This is a genomic window from Geodermatophilus saharensis (assembly GCF_900188205.1).
Classification (GTDB): Bacteria; Actinomycetota; Actinomycetes; order Mycobacteriales; family Geodermatophilaceae; genus Geodermatophilus; species Geodermatophilus saharensis.
Genome location: NZ_FZOH01000007.1, coordinates 1 through 20,330 on the forward strand (window position 1 = coordinate 1; position 20,330 = coordinate 20,330).

A 20,330-nucleotide genomic window follows, 5' to 3' on the forward strand; every position below is an offset into this window, starting at 1 on the left:
CGTCTCCGGTGAGGTCCGCCGGGGCATCCGATGCGGCCGCGAGGAGCGATCGGCCAGCCCGGCCGCACCCTCGGTCCGCCAGCGGCGCACCCACTTGTAGACCGTCTGCCGGCTGATCCCCAGCTGCTTGGCCACCTCACCGGGCCGATGACCAGCCAGGACACGAGCGATGATCAGCTTGCGGGCGTAGACGGTGGTGCGGGCATTAGCGTGAGCCACGGAGACCTCCGGTTGGCGATGGTGACGTCAAGCACCACCACTCCTCCCGGAGGTCTCCTTCATGATCAAGCCGACGCGCCGAACGTCAACAACGTCCCTGGTTGCGACAGCTAGGACCCGGCCGGCTCCGCCGACGACGCCCGGCGGCGGGCCTCGGCGTCGAGCTCGCCGGCGTAGCGGCGCACGGCCTCGCGGAGGGCGTCCTCGACGTCCCAGCCGCGCTCCGCGGCCGCGGCGACGACGGCGAGCAGCCGCTCCCCCAGCTCCTCCGGCGAGGCTGAGCCCAGGTCGGCCGGCTCGGGTGTGGGGTACCCGGCGCGTGCGGCCCGGCGTACCAGCGCGGTCCCCCACGCGGTGGCCGGCTGCGAGCGGGAGACGCCCTCGGTGGGCGAGCGCCGCTGCTTCTCCGCCTGCTTGATCTCCTCCCAGCCCGCCTCGACGCCGGCCACGTCCCGGGGGCCGGCGTTCCCGAAGACGTGCGGGTGCCGGCGGACGAGCTTGTCGACCAGGTCACCGGCGACGTCGTCGACGTCGAAGCGCCGGTCGGGGCCGGCCTCGGCGGCGACGCGCGCGTGGAACACGACCTGCAGCAGCACGTCGCCGAGCTCCTCGCGCATGGCCGCGGGGTCGTCGTCGACGATCGCGTCGTAGGCCTCGTGCGCCTCCTCGAGCAGGTAGCCGCGCAGCGAGGAGTGCGTCTGCTCGGCGTCCCAGGGGCACCCGCCGGGCGAGCGCAGCCGGTCCATCACCGCGACGACGTCGAGCAGCCGGGCGCCGGGCGGCTCGGGAGCCCCCTCGACCACCTCGGCGCCGGGCACGGACTCCCCCGGCGCGGCCAGCACGGCGACGTCGCCGTCCAGCCCGGCCGCGTCGTCGACGTCGGTGACCTCCCGGCCGGCGGTGCGCAGCGCCGCCGCGGTGGCCGCCGCGCCGGGCAGCGCGGTGACCCGCCGGCCCTCCAGCGCCGCCCAGCCCGCCTGGCCGAGCAGCCCGGGCAGCCGCGGGCTGACCGTGACGACGACCGGCGGCACGCCTCAGCCCCCGGCCGGGGCGGTCGTGTCCCCGGCCGTGTCCCCGGTCGTGTCCTCGAGGAGGTCGACGACGCCCCCGTCGGCCTCCTGCACCACGTCGTCCTCGAGCACGCCGTAGCGCGGGTTGACCTTGGTCGACAGGTCGTCGCTGACCTCCTGCACCACGGCGGCGCCGGCCTCCTCGATCCCGCTCGCGGCCTCGCTCTCCAGCTGTGGGCGGACCTGCTCGAAGGTGGGCGTCGTCCGGCTCCCGACGAAGACCACGACCACGCCCGGCACCTGCGGGAGGGTCTGGGTGAAGCCGGTGCCGGCCGGCGCGGCCGCGATGCCCTCGGCCAGCGGCCCGCTGACCTCGCTGGCGGTGGTGGGCTGCAGCTGCGGCAGCGTGTTGTCGCCGGGATGCTGCGCGGCCACCGCCGGGTAGGAGGCGGGATCGGCGGTCAGCTGGGCGAGGGCGGCGTCGGCGGTGGCCTGGTCGGGGACGACGAAGTAGCCCAGCTGCAGCTGCTCGAGGCTGCCGCGCACCTCCTCGTAGCGGGCGCGCAGCGCGGCCTCGTCGAGCGCGGCGGCGTCGCCGGTGGCGGCCCCCAGCTCGCGGCGCAGCAGCTGCTGGCGGGCGCTCTCGCGGACGTCCTCGGCCGAGTAGCCCTGCGTGGCCGCCTGCGCGTACAGCGCCGAGGCGTCCTGGCCGGCCAGCGCCTGCTCGATGAACGCGTCGAGCTCGGCGTCGGTGACCTCGACGTCGTGCTGCCGGGCGGCTGCGGCGTAGACCTCCTCGCGCACCAGCAGGGTGAGCACCTGGCGGGTGTAGTCGGTCCCCTGGCCGCCGACGGCCTCGGCGATCGCCGGGTCGGCGAGCCGATCGTCGACGGCCGCCTGCAGCTCGGCGACGGTCACCTGCTCGTCGCCGACGTAGGCGGCCACCGACGGCGAGGTCCGGCAGCCGGCCAGGGCCACGGCGGCCAGGCCGACGGCGATCGACGCGGTCAGCCGACGGGTGCGCACCAGCGGAGCCTGCCACACCCGGCGCGGGGTCCGGTGCAGGCGGCGGGCCACCCGGCGGGGTGGAGTCCTCCCGAGGGGTGATGGCCGCGGGCGCGACCGCTGCGAGCATCGCCGGCATGCCGCCGCCCGCCCCCGTGCCCGCGTGCACGGTGGCACCGGGCGTGACCGTCACCGTCGTGCCCCTGGTGGCCGACGACGAGGAGCTGGCCCGCGCCGAGGCGCTGCTCGCCCCCGAGGAGCTGGCGCGCGCCCGGCGCGGCACGCCCGCCGTCCACCGGCGCCGGGTCCTGCTGCGCGCGGCGCTGCGTTCGGTGCTCGCCGCCGAGCTGGGCACCGACCCCCGCGGGGTGCCGCTGCGCACGGCTCCCACCGGCCGCCCGGAGCTGCCGGCGGCGACGCGCCTGGACGCCGGCTGCTCGGCCGGCGGCCTGCTGGGCCTGGTCGCGGTGGGCCGCGGCCGCCGGATCGGCGTCGACCTCGAGCCGGTGGCGCCCTGGACGCCGGACGTGGCCGACGAGGGCTGGCTGCACGCCACCGAGCTGCGGGCGATCGCCCTCCTGCCGCCCGGCGCCCGCCCGGTCGCGGTGGCCCGCGCCTGGACCCGCAGGGAGGCCGTCCTCAAGGCCCGCGGGACCGGCCTGCGGGACGACCCGGCCACCGTGGTCACCGGCGTCGGGCGCACCGGCGGACCGGTGGCCGGCTGGACCCTGCACGACGTGCCCGTGCCCGACGGGTGGGTGGCCAGCCTGGCGGCCGCCCCGGACGAGGAGACCCCCCGATGACGCTCGCCCCCGCCGTCCCCCAGCTCGCCCGATTCCGGGCCCGCTGCGAGGAGGTGACCGGGACCGCCCTGGACGCACCCGGCGCCCTCCACGCGTTCTCCGTGGACCGGCCCGAGCTCTTCTGGCGCACGCTGCTGGACTGGACGGAGCTGCCCTGGTCCGGCTCGGCCGACACCGTCCTCACCGGCACCGACGTCGAGACCGCCCGCTTCTTCCCCGACCTCCGGCTGAACTACGCCGAGGTGCTGCTGCGGCCCCTCGACGACGCCGGCGACGACGCTCCGGCGCTCACCGCGGTGCACGCCGACCGCCCGGCCGAGCACTGGACGCGCGGGGAGCTGCGCGACGCCGTCGCGCGGACGGTGACCGCCCTGCGGCGGCTGGGGCTCGCGGCAGGAGACCGGGTCGTGCTGATCGCGGCCAACACCGGGGAGACCGCCGTCGTCGCCCTCGCCGTGGCCGCGATCGGGGCCGCCGTCTCCACCGCCGCGCCGGACATGGGTGCGGCGTCCCTGCTCGGCCGCTTCGCGCAGGTCGAGCCGGCCCTGCTCGTCCTCGACCGCCGGGCGGTGCCCGACGACGTGGTGGGCGAGGTCGTCGCCGGCCTGCCGACCCTGCGCCGGGTGCTGCTGATCGACGACCGGCCGCTGCCGGAGCTGGACCTGCCGGTGGACCGGCTGGCCGACGCCGCCGCGGGCGCCGAGCCGACGACCGAGTGGCCGCGCCACGCCTTCGACACGCCGCTGTTCGTGATGTTCTCCTCGGGCACCACCGGGCCGCCCAAGGCGATGGTGCACGGGGTCGGCGGCACGGTGCTCGAGCACGTCAAGGAGCACCGGCTGCACGTCGACCTCGGCCCCGGCGACACGCTGTACTTCCACACCACGACCGCCTGGATGATGTGGAACTGGCAGCTGTCGGCCCTGGCCACCGGCGCCGCCGTCGTCGTCTACGACGGGCCCGTCGCCGGCCCGGAGACGCTGTGGCAGCTGGCCGCCGACCACCGCGTCACGGTGTTCGGCACCAGCCCGGCCTACCTGCAGCTGTGCCAGGACGCCGGTCACCGGCCCGCGGAGGCCGGCGACCTCTCCCGGCTGCGGGCCGTGCTGTCGACGGGCGCCGTCCTGCACGACTGGCAGTTCGACTGGGTGGCCGAGACCGTCGGGCCGGTGCCGGTGCAGTCGGTCTCCGGCGGCACCGACATCATCGGCTGCTTCGTGCTCGGCGCCCCCGACGTCCCGGTCCGGCGCGGCCGCTGCCAGACCCGCAGCCTGGGCCTGGACGTCGCCGCCGTGGACGAGGACGGCACCGAGGTCGTCGGGCAGGTCGGCGAGCTGGTCTGCCGGCGACCCTTCCCCAGCCGTCCCGTCGGGTTCCTCCGCGACCCCGACGGCAGCCGCTTCCACGCCGCCTACTTCGCCGACCACCCGGGCATGTGGACCCACGGCGACCTCATCGAGTTCGACCCCGACGGGTCCTCACGGCTGCACGGGCGCTCCGACGGCGTCCTCAACATCGACGGGCTGCGCATCGGGCCCAGCGAGATCTACACGGTGCTGCGGCAGCTGCCCGAGGTCGCCGACGCGATGGCCGTCGAGCAGCGCGACGACGGCCGGCCCGGGGGCACGCGGATGGTGCTGCTCGTCGTGCTGCGGCCCGGCGCCCGGCTCGACGGCGGGCTGGACCGCACGATCCGGCGCACGCTGCGCCGGGAGGCCTCCGCCGCCCACGTGCCCTCGCTGGTCGTCGCGGTGGGCGAGCTCCCGCTGACCCACAACGGCAAGCGCTCCGAGCGCGCCGCCCGCGACGCGGTCAACGGCGACCCGATCGCCAACGCCGTCGCCCTGCGCAACCCCGGCTGCCTGGACGAGATCCGCCGGGCGGTCGCCGAGGCCGCCGCCGTCCCGGCCGCGCCGGATGAGGACGACGGACTGCCCGGCCGGGTCGCGCGCATCTGGTGCGAGGTGCTCGGCGTGCGCTCCGCGGCCCCCGACGACGACTGGTCCGACCTCGGCGGGACCTCCCGCCAGGTGCTGAGCCTGCTCCGGCGGGTGCGGCTGGAGCTCGACGCCGACGTCCCGGTGCAGCGGTTCGCCGAGGACCCGACGCCGGCCGGCCTGGCCCGGGCCGCGGAGGCCGCGCTCACCGCCGCCCCGGCGGGGGTGGCCGTCCTGCGGGCCGGGGAGGGCCGCCCGGTCTTCCTCGTCCCGGACGCCTGGGGGCAGCTGAACCTGTACGCCGGGCTGGTGGACCGGCTCGCCACCACCCGGCCGGTGCTGGGCCTGCGGCTGCCGCTGCGGGACGCCGCAGGACGGCACCGCACGATCGAGGAGGTCGCTGCCGACGCCCTCGAGCAGGTGCGCGGCGCCCAGCCGGAGGGGCCCCACACGCTGCTCGGCTACTCCTTCGGCGGCCTGGTGGCCTACGACGTCGCGACCCGGCTCCGGGCGGCCGGGGAGGACGTCGGCTGCCTCGGCCTCCTCGACGTCCGTCCGCCGCGGGCGGCGCTGAGCCGGTGGGAGACCGAGCGGGTCCGCTGGGCCGGCCGCCGGGCCACGCTGCGGGGGGCGCTGCAGGCGGCGCTGCACCGGCTGACCGGCCCGCGCCGGCCCGCCGCGCCCGTGGCGGCCCCCGCGGCCCCCGACCCCGAGCTGCGGTTCTTCCTCGGGACGCAGGAGGTCTCGGAGGCGTACCGACCCGGCCGCTTCGACGGCCCGGTCGACTACTTCCTCGCCGAGGGGTCCCGCGCCGCGGCGCGCCGGACCCTGGGCGCCTGGCGGCGCCGGGTCGGCGAGCTGCGGGTGGTCGAGGTCCCGGGCTACCACGGCGACCTCGACGACGAGCGGATCGGGATGCTCAGCGACCGGCACGTCGGCACGCTGGCCGCGGAGGTCTCCGCCGCCCTCGACTGAGGAACGGCCCCAGTGGGCGGTCGCGGTCGGCGACACGGGGCGACCCGCCGTGCTCGGCCGGCACGACTGCCCACTCGGCCGGGGTCCCCGGGCCGGGGTCACTCGGCCGGGGTCACCGGGCCGGGGTCACTCGGCCCGGGTCACCCCGCGGGCTCCCCTCAGCTCGCGGCCGCGACGGGCTGCTCGAGCACCGCCTTGAGCAGCGAGTGCAGGTGCTCGAGCAGCGCGACGTCGCGCAGCGGGGTGCGCCGGTCCGGGCCGACCGGCACCTTCAGCGACACCGTCGAGACGGTGGACTTGTAGGTGGCGCCGTCGGCCAGCCGGGACAGCCGCATCTGCTGCGACTCGCGCAGCGACACCGGCGAGACCCGGATGGCGCGGCCCTGCAGCGACACCTCGGTGACGCCGAGGGCGCGCATCGCGGCGCGGAAGCGGGCCACCGCCAGCAGGTTGAGCACCGGGGCCGGCGGGGCGCCGTAGCGGTCGGTCAGCTCGTCGAGCACGGCCTGCGCCTGGTCGTCGTCCTGCACCGAGGCGACCTTGCGGTAGGCCTCCATCCGCAGCCGCTCGCCGGGCACGTAGTCGTGCGGCAGGTGCGCGTCGACCGGCAGGTCGACCCGGACCTCGACCGGCTCGGCGGGCGCCTGCTCGCCGGTGACCTGGGCGCGGTAGTCGGCCACCGCCTCGCCGACCAGCCGCACGTAGAGGTCGAAGCCGACGCCGGCGATGTGCCCGGACTGCTCGCCGCCGAGCAGGTTGCCCGCGCCGCGGATCTCGAGGTCCTTCATCGCCACGGCCATGCCGGCGCCGAGGTCGGTGTTGTGCGCGATGGTGGTCAGCCGGTCGACCGAGGTCTCGGTCAGCGGCCGCGAGGGGTCATAGGTGAAGTAGGCGTAGGCCCGCTCGCGGCCCCGGCCCACGCGGCCGCGGATCTGGTGCAGCTGCGACAGGCCGAACGTGTCGGCGCGGTCGACGATGAGCGTGTTGGCGTTGGGGATGTCCAGACCGGACTCGACGATCGTCGTCGCGACCAGGACGTCGTACTCCTTCTCCCAGAAGCCGACCATGATCCGCTCGAGCTCGTGCTCCTTCATCTGGCCGTGGCCGACGGCCACCCGCGCCTCGGGCACCAGCTGCCGGATCTTCGCCGCGGCCTTGTCGATCGACTGCACCCGGTTGTGGATGACGAAGACCTGGCCGTCGCGCAGCAGCTCGCGGCGGATCGCGGCGGCCATCTGCTTGTCGTCCCAGGCGCCCACGTAGGTGAGCACCGGGTGCCGCTCCTCGGGCGGGGTGAGGATCGTCGACATCTCGCGGATGCCGGTCAGCGACATCTCCAGCGTGCGCGGGATCGGGGTGGCCGACATCGACAGCACGTCGACCGCCGTCCGCATGGTCTTGAGGTACTCCTTGTGCTCGACGCCGAAGCGCTGCTCCTCGTCGACGATCACCAGCCCGAGGTCCTTGAACCGGGTGGTCTGCTGCAGCAGCCGGTGGGTGCCCACCAGGACGTCGACCTCGCCGGCGGCGAGCTGGCGCAGCGTCTCGGCGCTGTCGGCGTCGGACTGGAACCGCGAGAGCACCTTCACGGTGACCGGGAACTGGGCCATCCGCTCGGAGAAGGTCTTGAAGTGCTGGTTGGCCAGCAGCGTCGTCGGCACGAGGACGGCGACCTGCTTGCCGTCCTGCACCGCCTTGAACGCCGCGCGCACGGCGATCTCGGTCTTGCCGTAACCGACGTCGCCGCAGATGACCCGGTCCATCGGGACCGGGTTCTCCATGTCCCGCTTGACCTCGTCGATGGCGCCGAGCTGGTCGGGCGTCTCCTGGAACGGGAAGGCGTCCTCGAGCTCGCGCTGCCAGACGGTGTCCGGGCCGAAGGCGTGCCCCTTCGTGGCCATGCGCGCGGAGTAGAGGCGGATGAGCTCGGCGGCGATCTGCTTGACCGCCTTGCGGGCCTGGCCCTTGGTCTTCTGCCAGTCGGCACCGCCGAGCTTGGACAGCGCCGGCTGCTCCCCGCCGACGTAGCGGGTGAGCTGGTCGAGGGCGTCGGTCGGCACGAACAGCCGGTCCGGCGGCTGGTTCCGCTTGGACGGGGCGTACTCGACGATGAGGTAGTCGCGCTGCCCGCCGTTGACGGTGCGGCTGACCATCTCGATGTAGCGGCCGATGCCGTGGTGCTCGTGCACGACGAGGTCGCCGGGCTGCAGCTGCACCAGGTCGACGGCGTTGCGGCGGCGCGCGGGCATCTTCTGCGCGTCGCGCATGGTGGTGCCGCGCTGGCCGGTGAGGTCGTGCTCGGTGACCAGGGCCAGCTTCACGCCGGGGAGGGCGAAGCCGGACTCCAGGTTGCCCTGGGTGATGGAGGTCAGCCCGGGCTCGGGCGCGGACTCCAGGCCGGGCACCAGCCGCACGCCGAGGTCTGCGGCGCCGAGCTGCTCGGCGGCGCGCTGGGCGGGGCCGGGCCCGGCGAAGGTCAGCACGACCCGCCAGCCCTCGCGGGTCCAGTCGCGCAGCGTCCCGACGGCGCGGTCGAGGTCCCCGGCGAAGCGCTCGACGGTGGTGGCCTCCAGCGCGGCGTCGTCGTCGCCGAGGGTGAAGGCGCCGGTGGTCCACCACGGCAGCCCGCGGCCGCGGGCGGCGGCCTCGACGTCCTCGAGGGTGCGGAACGACGACGCCCCGAGGTCCAGCGGCGCCTCCCCCGCCTCCGCGGCGGTGGCCCAGGACGCGGCGAGGAACTCCTCGGCGGTGCGGACGAGGTCGGCGGCGCGGCTGCGCACCCGCTCGGGGTCGGCGACGAGCACGTGCGTGCCGGCGGACACGAGGTCGGTGAGCAGCTGCAGCTGCCCCTCGACCAGCGCCGGCGTCAGGGACTCCATGCCCTCGACGGCGATGCCCTCGGCCAGCTTGCCGAGGACCTCCGCCAGGCCGGGGTGCTCGGCGGCCAGCTCCGCGGCGCGCGCCCGGACGGCGTCGGTGAGCAGCAGCTCGCGGCACGGCGGGGCCCACAGCCGCTCGGGCCGGTCGTCGAGGGATCGCTGGTCGGCGGCGGAGAAGTAGCGCAGCTCGTCGACCTCGTCGCCCCAGAACTCCACCCGGACCGGGTGCGGCTCGGTGGGCGGGAAGACGTCGAGCAGGCCGCCGCGGACGGCGAACTCGCCGCGCTTCTCCACCAGCTCCACGCGGGTGTAGGCGGCGTCGGCCAGCGCGCGGGCGACGTCGTCGAGCTCGACGGTGTCACCGGGGCGCAGCTCGACCGGGACGAGGTCGCCCAGGCCCGGCGCCAGCGGCTGCAGCACGCTGCGCACCGGCGCGACCAGCACGTCGATCCGGCCGTTCTGGCCCGGGTCCGTCAGGTCGCGCAGCACCGCCAGCCGGCGGCCGACCGTGTCGGCGCGCGGGGAGAGCCGCTCGTGGGGCAGCGTCTCCCACGCCGGGAAGGTCTCCACCCGGCGGTCGGGCACGAAGCAGCGCAGCAGGTCGGCGGCGACGTCGGCGTCGCGCTCGCCGGTGGTCACGAGCAGGACCGGCACGTTCGCACCGGGCTCCGCCGCCGCCAGCGCGGCGGCGACCAGCGGCTGCACCGGCGGCGGGGCCGGGACGGCGAGCTCGGCCGACCCCGCGGCGGCGACCACGCGGGCCGTGCCGGGATCGCTGAGGACGACGTCGAGCACGCCGCGCAGGCTCACGGGGACTTCCTCCTGGGGACGACGGCCCGCAGAGAGCGCCGCCGAGTGCGGCGCCGGGCCCCCTCCCAGGCTAGACGGCCTGCGCCGACCCCGCCGGGGCCGAGAGCGACCACGAACGGCCCGCGCGCACTAGAGTCCGCGCCCCGGCGCCGCGGCCGCGCAGCCGGACCTCGCACACCGGCGACACCGCCGAGGAGGACGTCATGCGGACGTTGACGACCGACCAGTTCACGGCGGCGTTCAACCAGGTCGTCCGGCTGCCGTGGCAAGAGACGCCGGACTACTACGTCCGGTACCGGTCACGGTACGAGGCCGTCCTCCACCGCTTCGCCGCCGAGGCCGGTCCGCCGCCGCTCGACGTCCTGGAGGTCGGCGGCGGCCAGCTGGCGTTCATGGCCCACCACCTGTGGGGCGACCGGACCGTGGTGGCGGACGTGAGCCGGACCTGCTTCCCGACCCTGGCCTCGGCAGGGATCCCCTGCCTCCGGTGGAACCTCGCCAAGGACGACGGCCCCGACCCGGTCGAGGATGCCGACAGGGGCACCGTCGACGGGCCGTTCGACGTGGTGCTCTGCTCCGAGGTGCTCGAACACCTCCCCGTCCCCGGTCACGTCGCACTGGCCCGCCTCCGCCGGCGCCTGCGGCCTGGCGGGCTGCTGCTCCTCACCACCCCCAACCTCTACCGGCTGCGCAACGTCGTCTTCCTCGCCACGGGGCGGCCCCTCTTCGACGTCTTCGACACCCCGTCCGACGACGGCTTCGGCCACGTCCTGGAGTACTCCCGCGAGCATCTGGACTGGCAGCTGAGGCGGGCCGGTTTCACCGACGCCACGGTCGACCTCGTGGACTTCGGCCACGTGCCCAACCGTCGGCTCGACCGGGTCCTGTCCGCCGCGGGACGTCCCCTGCGCGCCGTTCCCCGGTTCCGCGACAACCTCGTGGTGGTCGCGACGGCACCCGGGGACGACACCGCCACGACGGACTCGGGGCACGCACGTGCGCCGTCACCGTGCAGGGCCGGACGGGATGCCTCTCACCCTCGGTGACCGGGGCGGCGTGACGCTGCGCCGGACGGCTCTTGGATCACATGGCTCCGGGAACGTCAATCACCCCGCGTGACGACACGCACGATCGAGGACGGGGCAGGACCGAGCGGGGGCATCCCTGACGGACGCGCCGCCACGATGCGACGCCATGACGAGCGTGACCGCTCACCCCGTCCCCCCGCCACGGAGGGCGACTGCCGATGGACCGTCGGTGGAGCCACCGCTCCCAGGAGCCCATCTCTGCTCGGTGGCCGGCACCGACATCGCCGCGGTCACCGAGTCCGCCGTCGCGGGGCAGGTCGTCGCCGGCTGGGACGCCGGCAGGGGCGGCTGGATCGTCACCGTCAACGTCGACATCCTGCGCGCAGTCGGTCGCGATCCCGAGCTGGCCGAGCTGGTCTCGAGCGCCACGTTGGCGGTGGCAGACGGCATGCCGCTGGTGTGGGCGTCCCGGCTGGCCGGTGACCCGCTGCCCGAGCGCGTGACCGGTGCCTCGCTGGTCAGCACCCTGGCGGAGACCGCGGCCCGCTGCGGCCGCTCCCTGTACCTGCTCGGCGGTGACGCGGGTGTGGCCGAGGCGGCCGCTGCCGCACTCGCCGTCCGGTTCCCGGGCACCCGCGTCGTCGGCACGGACGCGCCGCCGTTCGGGTTCGACACCGACGAGGAGCAGGTCAGCGCCGTCGTCGACCGGGTCGTGCAGGCGGCTCCGGACCTCGTCCTCGTCGGTCTCGGGTTCCCCAAGCAGGAGCGGCTCATCGGGCGCCTGCGGCCGCTGGTGCCGCGGGCCTGGTTGCTCGGCTGCGGCGCGGGTATCCCCTTCGCCGCCGGCCAGTACCGGCGAGCACCGGACCTGCTGCAGCGGGTGGGGGCCGAGTGGGCTCACCGCCTCGCTCTCGAGCCACGGCGACTGGCCCGGCGGTACCTGGTCCACGACCTCCCCTTCGCGCTGGACCTCCTCAGCCGCGCCGCTGCCTACGGTTTCGCCACTCGGCCGACCCACATCGACGCCGCCCGCGGGAAGTGGTCGTGACGCGACACGCCGTGATCGAGCAGCCGGCCGACTACGTCTGCTTCGCGGCGCAGGACTGGTGGTACCACAACCAGGCCCACTCGGACTTCCAGCTCATGCGCTCGGTGGCCCGCGACCGCAAGGTGCTGGTGGTCAACAGCATCGGCATGCGCATGCCCCGGCCGGGAGTCAGCACGCACGTCGCCCGCCGCCTCGTCCGCAAGCTGCGCAGCGTCCTCCGCCTGGTCCGGCACCCGTTGCCCGACCTGCCGGGCTTCGCGGTCGTCTCACCGATCCCACTCCCCTTCTACTCCTCACCCCTGACCCGGTGGCTCAACGCCGGGCTGGTACGCATCCAGGTCCGAGTCGCGATGTGGTGGTTGGGCATCAGCGACCCGGTCGTCGTCGTCACCCTCCCGACCGCCTGGGACGTCGTGCGCTCGATGCGGCGTCGCTGCCTGGTGTTCAACCGGTCTGACCGGCACTCGGCGTTCCCCGAGGCCGACACCGAGGCGATCGAGGCGCTGGAGGCGAGCCTGCTCGAGCACGCCGACCACGTGCTCTACGTCAGCAGGGCCCTCATGGCCGAGGAGGCCGGACGCACCGGTGACCGAGGCGTCTTCCTCGACCACGGGGTGGACGTCGCGCACTTCCGGCGCCGGCGGGTCGAGGAGCAACCCGCCGACGTCCGCGACATCCCCGGTCCGAGGGTCGGCTTCTACGGCGCCCTCGACGACTTCCTCGTGGACTTCGACCTGCTCGAGCGACTGGCCGCTGAGCTGCCCGACACATCCCTCGTTCTCATCGGCGACTCGACGCACGACATGAGCCGGTTCGCGCGCTACCCGAACGTTCACTGGCTCGGCCCGAGGCCCTACGAGTCGATCCCCGCGTACGGATCGGCCTTCGACGTCGCGATCATGCCGTGGCTGGACAACGAGTGGATCCGGCACGCCAACCCGATCAAGCTCAAGGAGTACCTGGCCCTCGGGCTCCCCGTGGTCAGCACCGACTTCGCCGAACTGGCCGGCTACCGCGACCGTGTCCGGGTGGCCACGACGCCGGAAGCCTTCGTCGCGACCATCACGCAAACGCTTGCCGATGGCGGCTCGATCACGGCGGAGACGCGCCGCGCCTCTGTCATCCCCTTTTCATGGGAGTCCCGGTCGGAGGTCCTCCTGTCCCGCATCGAGAAGTCACCCAGTTGAGCCATGGGGCGACGGGACGCCACGTTGCCCGCCTCTCGACGGCTCCACGATCCACGTCCTGGTCTCGACCCCGGCAGGAGATGTCCGATCGATGACTCAGCCTCCCCCACAGGACCGTGGGTCGACCCGCCGTCGGGCAACGTTGCGGCGGCGCCCGCTGGTCATCACTGCCGCCGCGATCCTGGCCGCGAGTGCCGCCACTGGCGCGCTCATCGCCACTCAGGACCGGCCAGCGCCGTCCGCTCAGACCCGGCCAGCGCCGTCCGCTCAGACCGAGCCGGACCCCGGAGGGCAGCCGCGACTTCGTGCGGTCGATGGCGGTCAGGAGTACTACGCTCGTTTCGAGCCTTCGCTGCCCAGTGACCCTGACTTCTTCCCCATCGGGGTCTACTTCGAGAGCGTCCTGGAACCAGGAGATGCGGAGCTCGACAAAGCGGCGGGATTGAACCTGTACGTCGAACTCACCTCGAACAGTCGGCCAGAGGTCATCCATGCGGCAGGCATGCACGCCATCCACAGTCAAGTGAGCATCGCTGGCCCTGAGACCGTGGGATGGCTCCTCTCGGACGAGACGGACATGTGGGCGGGAGCCGGAGACGCTGACTGGAGTGGCAACCACCCGGGCGAGGGGGAGGTGTGCCTCCCACAGGGGGCACGCTGCGGCTACACGGTGCTGGAGAGGCTCGGTGAGCAGCTACCGAACGACCAACGCCTGCGCTACATGAACTACGGCAAGGGGGTCCTCTTCTGGCAGACCCGAGAGGAGGCTGCACGGTTTGTCAACCAGTTCCAGGACGTCGTGTCAGCCGACGCCTACTGGTACACCGACGCGAATGTGTGCAGCCCCACCGAAGGCGGAGCACTCCTCGGGGCCCCTTCGACGCTGCCGGACTCTGAGTGTCACCGCGCAGCGAACTACGGCCTGACAGTTGACCACGTGCGCAGCCTCGTCCGCCCCGCCGGCGCAAAGCCCGTCTGGGCGTTCGTCGAGCTGGGACATCCGTTCAGTGAGGACGATTGGCCGACCATCACGCCGGAACAGGTCCGGGCCGCGGTGTGGAGCAGTCTCATCCACGGCGCACGGGGCATCGTGTACTTCAACCACAGCTTCGGCGGGCCGTGTGCAACTCAGCACGTTCTCCGTGAAGATTGCTACGCCGACACTCGCGAGACCGTTACGCGCCTGAACAACCAGATTACCCGCCTGGCCCCTGTCCTCAATGCGCCATTCGTCGATGACATGACCACCGCGGATGGTTCAGTTGACTTCATGACTAAGTACGCCGACGAGAGCGTGTATGTCTTTGCCGCGGCAACTGATCAGTCCGGGGGCGAGGCCACCTTCTCGGTCCGCTGTTTCGACGACACACAGGTGACAGTCGTGGACGAGTCCCGAAGTCTGGACATGGTCGACGGTCGCTTCACCGACGACTTTGTTAACGGTGAAGCGGTGCACCTGTACCGACTCGAGGGTCAACCGTCATGCCCTCTCTCGGCTCAGCAGTGACCCAGATGTCACGGCTGCGCTCTCGACGCTCGCATCGGCCCCCACTAGCGGAGGGCGCGGACTGGATCGGCTGAGGCTCGGTCCAATCCACGGCGATCGCAGCCGACGCGACGTCTGGGAGACCTGCCGATCGTCGGGAAGACGACGGGGGATCGCCTACACAGCACTCGCCACCGCTCGTACGTGCCGGCAGGTCGTCAGTTGGCGTGCCGTCGCGCAGGGACAGAGAGACTGGCCACGAGGGCCGACACGCCCGACCAGCCGTCGCTGTCGTAGCGGGATCCGGACGGTTGAGGGTCTGTGACGTTCGCGGCTGCTCACGGATCGTCGGCGCTCTCGGCCAGCAGCAGCGCCACCGATGCCCACGGCACTGGCGCTGCCCGGACTGCCTGCCTCGGGCAAGCAGCGGCGAACCTGCTCGCAACCCCGGATGTGCTGAGGACCGTACCGACCACCTGCGGACCACTGGAGAGCGTTCCCCAGGGCTCTGCCGCAAGCAGGTACGCCCGCCGCGCCCCTCGGTGGAGCACCTGCCGGATCAGTCGATGTCTCAGGAGCCGGCGCGCCTCGAGCGCAGTCGCACCCCGAGGCGGCCTGTGAGGTTGCCGAGGGTCCGGAAGACGAGGGACAGGGAGACGCGTTCATCCAGTACGGCTGCTCGCGGGATGCGTGCAGGCCAGTGCTCCCGCAACCACGAACGCCAGCGCCAGTAGAAGCGCCAGTTCCCGGCGCTCTTGGCGTTGGTCACGGCCCTCGCAACGCTCATGAAGAACACCTGCTCGAGTTCGTCCTGCACGTCGCGGGGAGCGTCGAGTTCTCGGACCCATCTCAGTTCGGCGAGCGTCCCTCGCACGGTGGCGTCAGCCTGTCTCGTCGCCTGCCCCGTGTGGGTCCGATGACCGACGAGCGGCTCAGCGATGTAGCGAAACTTTCCCTCGAACGTGAGATCGGCGAAGTAAATCACGTCCTCGGCCTGACCCGTCCATTCCCGGAAGCGGGCTCGAGCACTCCGCCTGACCAGCGCCGACGACGGACAGACCCACCCCTCACCGCTGAGCAGCGCCTTCGCGCCGTGACTTCCTTCGACGAACGACCGAAAGGGCGGATGAGATTCCGTCCGATCGCCGAAGAGGAAGAAGTTAGCATGGATACAGACGACGCTGTCATCACCGGCACACTGCAACTGTCGCTCGATCTTGTCGGGCAGCCATATATCGTCAGCATCCAGAAAGGCGACCCAGTCGCCCGTGGCACGGGCCAATCCGTTGTTGCGCGCGGCGGAGACGCCGCTGTTGTCCTGACGCAGCAGGACGACTCGATCGGCGTACGGCCGCAGCGCCGCGCCGGTCCCGTCGGTACTGCCGTCATCGACGACGATCACCTCATGCACCGGACAGGTCTGCGCCAGCACACTCTCCAGGGCTTCCACCAGGAAGGTCGCGGAGTTGTAGGTGGGAATCACCACGCTGACCCGCAGGCCCATCGGAGCGTTCACACTTCACCTCCCCTCGACTGATCGAGCGAACTCGGCGCCCCTCGAGAGCCACGCGTCCCGGACGGACCGGGATGCGGTGTCGGGATGACCACGGGATGGCCAGACGATCGCCACGGTCTCCTCAGTGCAGATCAGCAGACGAGAGGCGGGCAGAGCCGACACGGGGATCCTCCTCCATCTCCGCGGAGTGGCGTCCCGACGGCGGACCGTCCTGTTCAGGCCCCTGCGGTCGCGGCGCGACCTCGAGCCCCGAGAGGAACTCCGAGGACTCGACATGCGCGAGTCGACCGGTCCGGGAGCGCGTGATGTCCGGGGCGGAGAGAGGCAAGGTACCGATGCCATTCCCGGTCCCGGTGTCCCGCCCGCCCGGCGCGCGTGGACGAGGAGCGCGCCCCTCGGCGATGGAGATGCACATGAACAGGACGATCACGCCAGCGGCTCCGAGGCCGACGACCGAACGCACGAGGCCGGAGACCTTGAGTCGTGCGGAGGTCGGTTCTGCCACTGGGAGTACCGAGATCAACGCGCTGTCATCGGCGCCGTAGACCTTCTGCATGTCGTATAGCTCTGCCTCCATGCGTTCGGTGACGAGTCGCAGCGTCTCCTGCGCTTCCCCGGGACTGATCCCCGTACCGACGATCTCGATGACCTGCCCGGTCCCCCCGAAGTCGACCGATGGAGCGATGGTGTAGTCGACATTGGCGCCCTGTGCCCTGAGCGCCTCCCGAACGGTGTCCCCACTGACTCGGCCTGCCAACACCTGGCTGACAGTGGCCTGGTTGCTGAAGCGCAGATACGGGTTGTTGCGGTTCACAGCGACCAGAGACGGGTCGGCGGCCATCTGTGCATCCGTCGGAGGAGCGGCCGGATTGACGAGGACATACGTACCGGTGGCCTCGTAGGTACGCGGCATCACGAAGAGCACCCAGCCAGCCGCGAGCGCCGTCAGCAACATAACCACTGCACTGACAAGCCAGTGTCGGCGCAGGGTACGCGCTATGGCGAAGAGATCCACGGGTCAACTCCTGTTGGGCGGCGAGGGGTCGGGAACGGGTGGTGGCTGCCGCCCGGATTGAATCCAACAGGCGCCGATGCACCCCACTACGAGCGCATGCAAGCCAGCGAACATGTTGAAGGACAGGGAATCGAATGTCGCGGATGAAACGGCATTTGCGCAGGCGGCACCCGCCAAGGCCGCAGCCACCAGTCGCAGCGTGGGATCCGCACTCCGATGCCGCGCGTGCAGCGCTGTCACCACCGGGATGACCAACCAGGCCACCACGCCGGTCAGCCCGATTACCCCGAGCTCCACGGCGCCCTTCAGGTATTGGTTGTCCAGGATGTCGAGCGCGTCGAGCGGCATGAAGGTGCCGCCACCCGTCCCGAGCCACGGGTGCTCAGCGACCATCTTCTGGACCATCGGATAGTCGTCCAGGCGAGATGAGACGGACAGGTCATCGCTACCTGCACCGATGAAGGTCGCCAGGGTTCGTATGTACCCCGGCCGGGCCAAGACGAGCAGCAGCGCTCCCACGGGGAGGAACACGACGGCGCTCGCTCGCGTCCGCGCGGGGAGCAACACGACGAAGACCACCAACGCCACCAGGACCGACAGCACCGCGGAGCGAGATACGGAGGCCGGTACGGACAGGCCGATGAGAGCCACCGGACCCCACCGTCGCCACGCCCCCCGGCTGCGATCCTGGATCGCCAGGGCCAGGGCGAGAGGCATCATCATCCCTGCGACCACGCCCAACTCAATCGGGTGCAGCGTGGTCCCGGTCACGCGCGTGAGGGCCCCGCGCGGCTGGTAGACGCTGTACGTGCTGTTCACCTCGAATCCCGGGAGGGACTGGCGGATGATGCCGCTGAGGTCCAGCGTGAGGACCCACTGCAGAACCGCAACGAGGGAACAGAAAGCCGCGCCCAACACGGCCAACCTCAGCACCGACAGAAGCGCCTCGCGGGTCTCGAGTCCTTCCGCTGCGACGAGCACCACGCCGGCTGACGATGCGATGAGCATGATCCAGCGATCCGCACTCAGCTGCTGTGTTCCGCTCAGGCCATGGAAGGGCGTCATTGCCCAACACGCGAGGCTCGTGACCGCCCACAGTCCGACGACGCCCCGCGTGGGGTGCCGCACCAGCAGGGGATTGTGGAGCCCGAGCAGGACCGACAACCCCCAGCCTCCGAGTAGGCCCAGAGCGACGAGGCTGGCCACGAACCCCTGACCCCCGACCACACGCAGCACCAAGTCGGATGGGAACACGAACAGGCACAGCGCGTATGTGCCGACTGCAGCGACCACGTGCGATTCGCGACTCTGGTGCGGAAACGAGCTCAACGCCGTCACGGAGACACCCGTCAACGCGGGCCGGGACGTCGAACGGCCAGGTGCATCGACTCGTGGGCCCTCGCGCCGTCGAGTCTTCTGACCCAAGTCCCGTGTCATCCCTCCGCCGACCGTTCCCACTCGAGCAGTGCCGTGCGACGAACGTCCACCGGAGTCCCGGACTTGGCCGAGATCATCACGGCGAGGTGGTCGGGAGGAGACGTGGCCAGCAGTTGCCGCACCCCCTCAAGGTCCAGCGCTCGCTCCTCCCAGTGAGTGCCGCAGCGCATGTCACTAGTCACCGTGGATCCGGTGCGGAATCCGAGCACCTCGTCGACGTAGACGCCGTAGAGGATCTCCTCGGAGAAGTGCAGCTGAGCGCCGATGACCCGCTGCCACGGCCGACCGGCCACCCTCTCGACGTGGGCGAGCAGGCTGCGCACGACGGCGGGATCCCAGGGACAAGGCGTGGCGATGTAGTCCGGCAGCCTCTCCGTCCTCGTCGGTGGTAGACCCAGGAGCGCTCGGGCCACGGCGTGCCAGCGGACGTGACGGGGCATGTGCGGCCCTACGACGTCGTCCGACCGGTACAGGACCACGTCGTCGCCGGAGACGTAGGACTGCGGCAGGACCGGCCGCACGAAGACGATGTCGGAGTCCGCGAGCAGGACGACGTCGGTGTCCGAACGCGCTGCGACGGCGAGCTTGACGATCTGCTGGGTGATCCATCCCCGCACCGGCGGGAATGGGCGGCGCAGGTCGATCCACACGTTGGCGCCCGGGACCTGCCGGATGCTGCGGGACAGGAAGTCACCGACCTCCCGGACGCGCGTCCGGTCCCCGGCCAGCGACCGGAACCGCGGCGCGTCCGCGGAAGGGACGACGATCTCGTGGACGACGTCCTGCGGACAGTGGCGGAGGACCGAGTGGTTCAGGTCGGCGCACAACTCGAGGTCAGGGCCGTAGCTCGGTGTCACCACGGCCAGCCGGGTCACGTCCGTCCCCCCGCAGCCGTCGACGCGCCGGGCAGCAGCCGGCGAGCCCGGGCCGACGTGAGGACGCGCAGGGAGGCGCGCTCCCCGGGACGGGTGATCCGCAACAGTGCGTGCACGACGGCCACCCCCCACGCGGCCGACGCGACCCCGCCGCCGTGCCACTTGTGCGCATAGCGCACCCGGTTGAGCGCACAGAGGGCGACGAGCGCAGGCGACGTCCCCGAACCGCCCCCGCTGTGCGAGACGACTGCCGTCGGGGTGTAGCGGATCCGACCCCCCGCCGCCCGGATCCGGCGGCAGAAGTCCGTCTCCTCGGAGTAGAGGAAGTAGCGCGTGTCCCACGGGCCGACGTGGTCGAACACCGACCGGCTCACCAACATCGCGGCACCGGTCGCCCAGTCGACGGTCCGCTCCTGCCCGTAGACCGCTGGGCCCCGCACGATCTCGGACGCCCACCCGGGCCGGCCGGGGACGTGGTCACCGAGCAGCGCCTCGCCGACGGACCGGCGCAGGGTCGGCTCCCGCCGGAGCGAGAAGGATGTCTGGCCGTCGCCGTCGACGATGCGTGGGACGACGGCCGCGGCTCCGGTTCGGAGCGCCGTCTCGATCATCGCTGAGATCGCGCCGGGACCCAGGGTGAGATCGGGATTGAGAACGAGGACCCAGCGACAGTCCGGTAGGTCCCGGGCAGCGAGGTTGATGCCTCCGGAGTAGCCGAGGTTGCGATCGGACTGCACGAACCTGACGCAACTGCGCCCACGGACGACATCGCGGACCCGGTCGGTCGAGGCGTTGTCGACCACCACCACGGAGTACGTGCGTCCACCGGCCGCCGCAGGGAGGCTGTCGAGCAGCCGAGGAAGGAACTGGGCGCTCTCGTAGGTGACCACGACGACCGCGCAGTCCACGGCAGGCGCATGCTCGACCGGCGGAAGACCGGCCCGCGCCGGAGCGGCTGGGGCCAGAGCACCGTCGTGATCGAGGGGGAACACGGGTCACCTCCGTCCGCGCGGCCCAGAACTGGCCTGGTCGCCGCGACCGTACGGGGAGAATCGCCCCACGTCAGCGGGTTGGCGTACCGGACGGGCGATGGATCGTGA

At 72.5% G+C, this 20,330-nt stretch carries 15 protein-coding genes; 6 read left to right on the forward strand and 9 right to left on the reverse strand.

Features of this window, described 5'->3' with window-relative positions; genetic code table 11:
• The 3 genes from CHC04_RS16480 to CHC04_RS16490 form a co-directional block, all read right to left on the reverse strand.
• Nucleotides 1-219 (reverse strand): helix-turn-helix domain-containing protein (locus CHC04_RS16480; protein WP_141233828.1); only part of this gene is annotated, 219 nt, incomplete at its 3' end.
• A gap of 110 nt (nucleotides 220-329) precedes the next feature.
• The gene (locus CHC04_RS16485; RefSeq protein ID WP_089405058.1) at nucleotides 330-1,250 is read right to left on the reverse strand and encodes a nucleoside triphosphate pyrophosphohydrolase; all 921 of its coding nucleotides are present in this window, start codon (nucleotides 1,248-1,250) and stop codon (nucleotides 330-332) included.
• Nucleotides 1,251-1,253: 3 nt separating this feature from the next.
• Nucleotides 1,254-2,255, reverse strand: a complete 1,002-nt coding sequence (locus tag CHC04_RS16490) for a SurA N-terminal domain-containing protein (RefSeq protein WP_176450053.1) — start codon at nucleotides 2,253-2,255, stop codon at nucleotides 1,254-1,256.
• Between the two features lie 161 nt (nucleotides 2,256-2,416).
• Between CHC04_RS16490 and CHC04_RS16495 the strand changes: the two genes are divergently transcribed.
• Entirely contained in the window at nucleotides 2,417-3,037 is a 621-nt protein-coding gene (locus CHC04_RS16495; RefSeq protein ID WP_176450054.1) for a 4'-phosphopantetheinyl transferase family protein, read from the forward strand.
• Nucleotides 3,034-5,949: an acetoacetate--CoA ligase gene (locus CHC04_RS16500; protein WP_089405060.1), complete on the forward strand. Its 2,916-nt coding sequence runs from the start codon at nucleotides 3,034-3,036 to the stop codon at nucleotides 5,947-5,949. Before CHC04_RS16495 ends, CHC04_RS16500 begins: the two co-directional genes overlap by 4 nt.
• 158 nt (nucleotides 5,950-6,107) lie before the next feature.
• Here the strand turns inward: CHC04_RS16500 and mfd are convergent, their stop codons facing one another.
• The gene (gene mfd, locus CHC04_RS16505) at nucleotides 6,108-9,638 is read right to left on the reverse strand and encodes a transcription-repair coupling factor (protein ID WP_089405061.1); all 3,531 of its coding nucleotides are present in this window, start codon (nucleotides 9,636-9,638) and stop codon (nucleotides 6,108-6,110) included.
• Nucleotides 9,639-9,841: 203 nt separating this feature from the next.
• Between mfd and CHC04_RS16510 the strand changes: the two genes are divergently transcribed.
• The 4 genes from CHC04_RS16510 to CHC04_RS16525 all read left to right on the forward strand — a co-directional run bounded on the left by CHC04_RS16510 (nucleotide 9,842) and on the right by CHC04_RS16525 (nucleotide 14,408).
• Nucleotides 9,842-10,684, forward strand: a complete 843-nt coding sequence (locus CHC04_RS16510; protein ID WP_089405062.1) for a methyltransferase domain-containing protein — start codon at nucleotides 9,842-9,844, stop codon at nucleotides 10,682-10,684.
• 247 nt (nucleotides 10,685-10,931) lie between these two features.
• Entirely contained in the window at nucleotides 10,932-11,714 is a 783-nt protein-coding gene (locus CHC04_RS16515; RefSeq protein WP_217897410.1) for a WecB/TagA/CpsF family glycosyltransferase, read from the forward strand.
• Nucleotides 11,711-12,901: a glycosyltransferase gene (locus CHC04_RS16520; RefSeq protein ID WP_217897411.1), complete on the forward strand. Its 1,191-nt coding sequence runs from the start codon at nucleotides 11,711-11,713 to the stop codon at nucleotides 12,899-12,901. The genes CHC04_RS16515 and CHC04_RS16520 overlap by 4 nt, the downstream gene beginning before the upstream one ends.
• Nucleotides 12,902-12,992: 91 nt before the next feature.
• Entirely contained in the window at nucleotides 12,993-14,408 is a 1,416-nt protein-coding gene (locus CHC04_RS16525) for a hypothetical protein (RefSeq protein ID WP_217897412.1), read from the forward strand.
• A 550-nt stretch (nucleotides 14,409-14,958) separates the two neighbouring features.
• Here the strand turns inward: CHC04_RS16525 and CHC04_RS16530 are convergent.
• From CHC04_RS16530 to CHC04_RS16550, 5 genes are all read right to left on the reverse strand, one after another.
• Nucleotides 14,959-15,903: a glycosyltransferase family 2 protein gene (locus CHC04_RS16530; RefSeq protein ID WP_217897413.1), complete on the reverse strand. Its 945-nt coding sequence runs from the start codon at nucleotides 15,901-15,903 to the stop codon at nucleotides 14,959-14,961.
• Nucleotides 15,904-16,024: 121 nt separating this feature from the next.
• Nucleotides 16,025-16,918: a Wzz/FepE/Etk N-terminal domain-containing protein gene (locus tag CHC04_RS16535; RefSeq protein ID WP_089405064.1), complete on the reverse strand. Its 894-nt coding sequence runs from the start codon at nucleotides 16,916-16,918 to the stop codon at nucleotides 16,025-16,027.
• A 3-nt stretch (nucleotides 16,919-16,921) separates the two neighbouring features.
• The gene (locus CHC04_RS16540) at nucleotides 16,922-18,256 is read right to left on the reverse strand and encodes an O-antigen ligase family protein (RefSeq protein WP_176450056.1); all 1,335 of its coding nucleotides are present in this window, start codon (nucleotides 18,254-18,256) and stop codon (nucleotides 16,922-16,924) included.
• 95 nt (nucleotides 18,257-18,351) lie between these two features.
• Nucleotides 18,352-19,230 carry a DUF6492 family protein gene (locus CHC04_RS16545; RefSeq protein ID WP_089405066.1) on the reverse strand — a complete coding sequence of 293 codons (879 nt, stop codon included), beginning with the start codon at nucleotides 19,228-19,230 and terminating at the stop codon, nucleotides 18,352-18,354.
• The gene (locus CHC04_RS16550; RefSeq protein WP_089405067.1) at nucleotides 19,227-20,222 is read right to left on the reverse strand and encodes a glycosyltransferase family 2 protein; all 996 of its coding nucleotides are present in this window, start codon (nucleotides 20,220-20,222) and stop codon (nucleotides 19,227-19,229) included. Before CHC04_RS16550 ends, CHC04_RS16545 begins: the two co-directional genes overlap by 4 nt.
• Nucleotides 20,223-20,330 lie beyond the last annotated feature (108 nt).

Coding starts and splice junctions, on each gene's coding strand:
- CHC04_RS16500 (WP_089405060.1), top strand. CDS start 3,034: ATGACGCTCGCCCCCGCCGTCCCCCAGCTCGCCCGATTCCGGGCCCGC.
- CHC04_RS16510 (WP_089405062.1), top strand. CDS start 9,842: ATGCGGACGTTGACGACCGACCAGTTCACGGCGGCGTTCAACCAGGTC.
- CHC04_RS16525 (WP_217897412.1), top strand. CDS start 12,993: ATGACTCAGCCTCCCCCACAGGACCGTGGGTCGACCCGCCGTCGGGCA.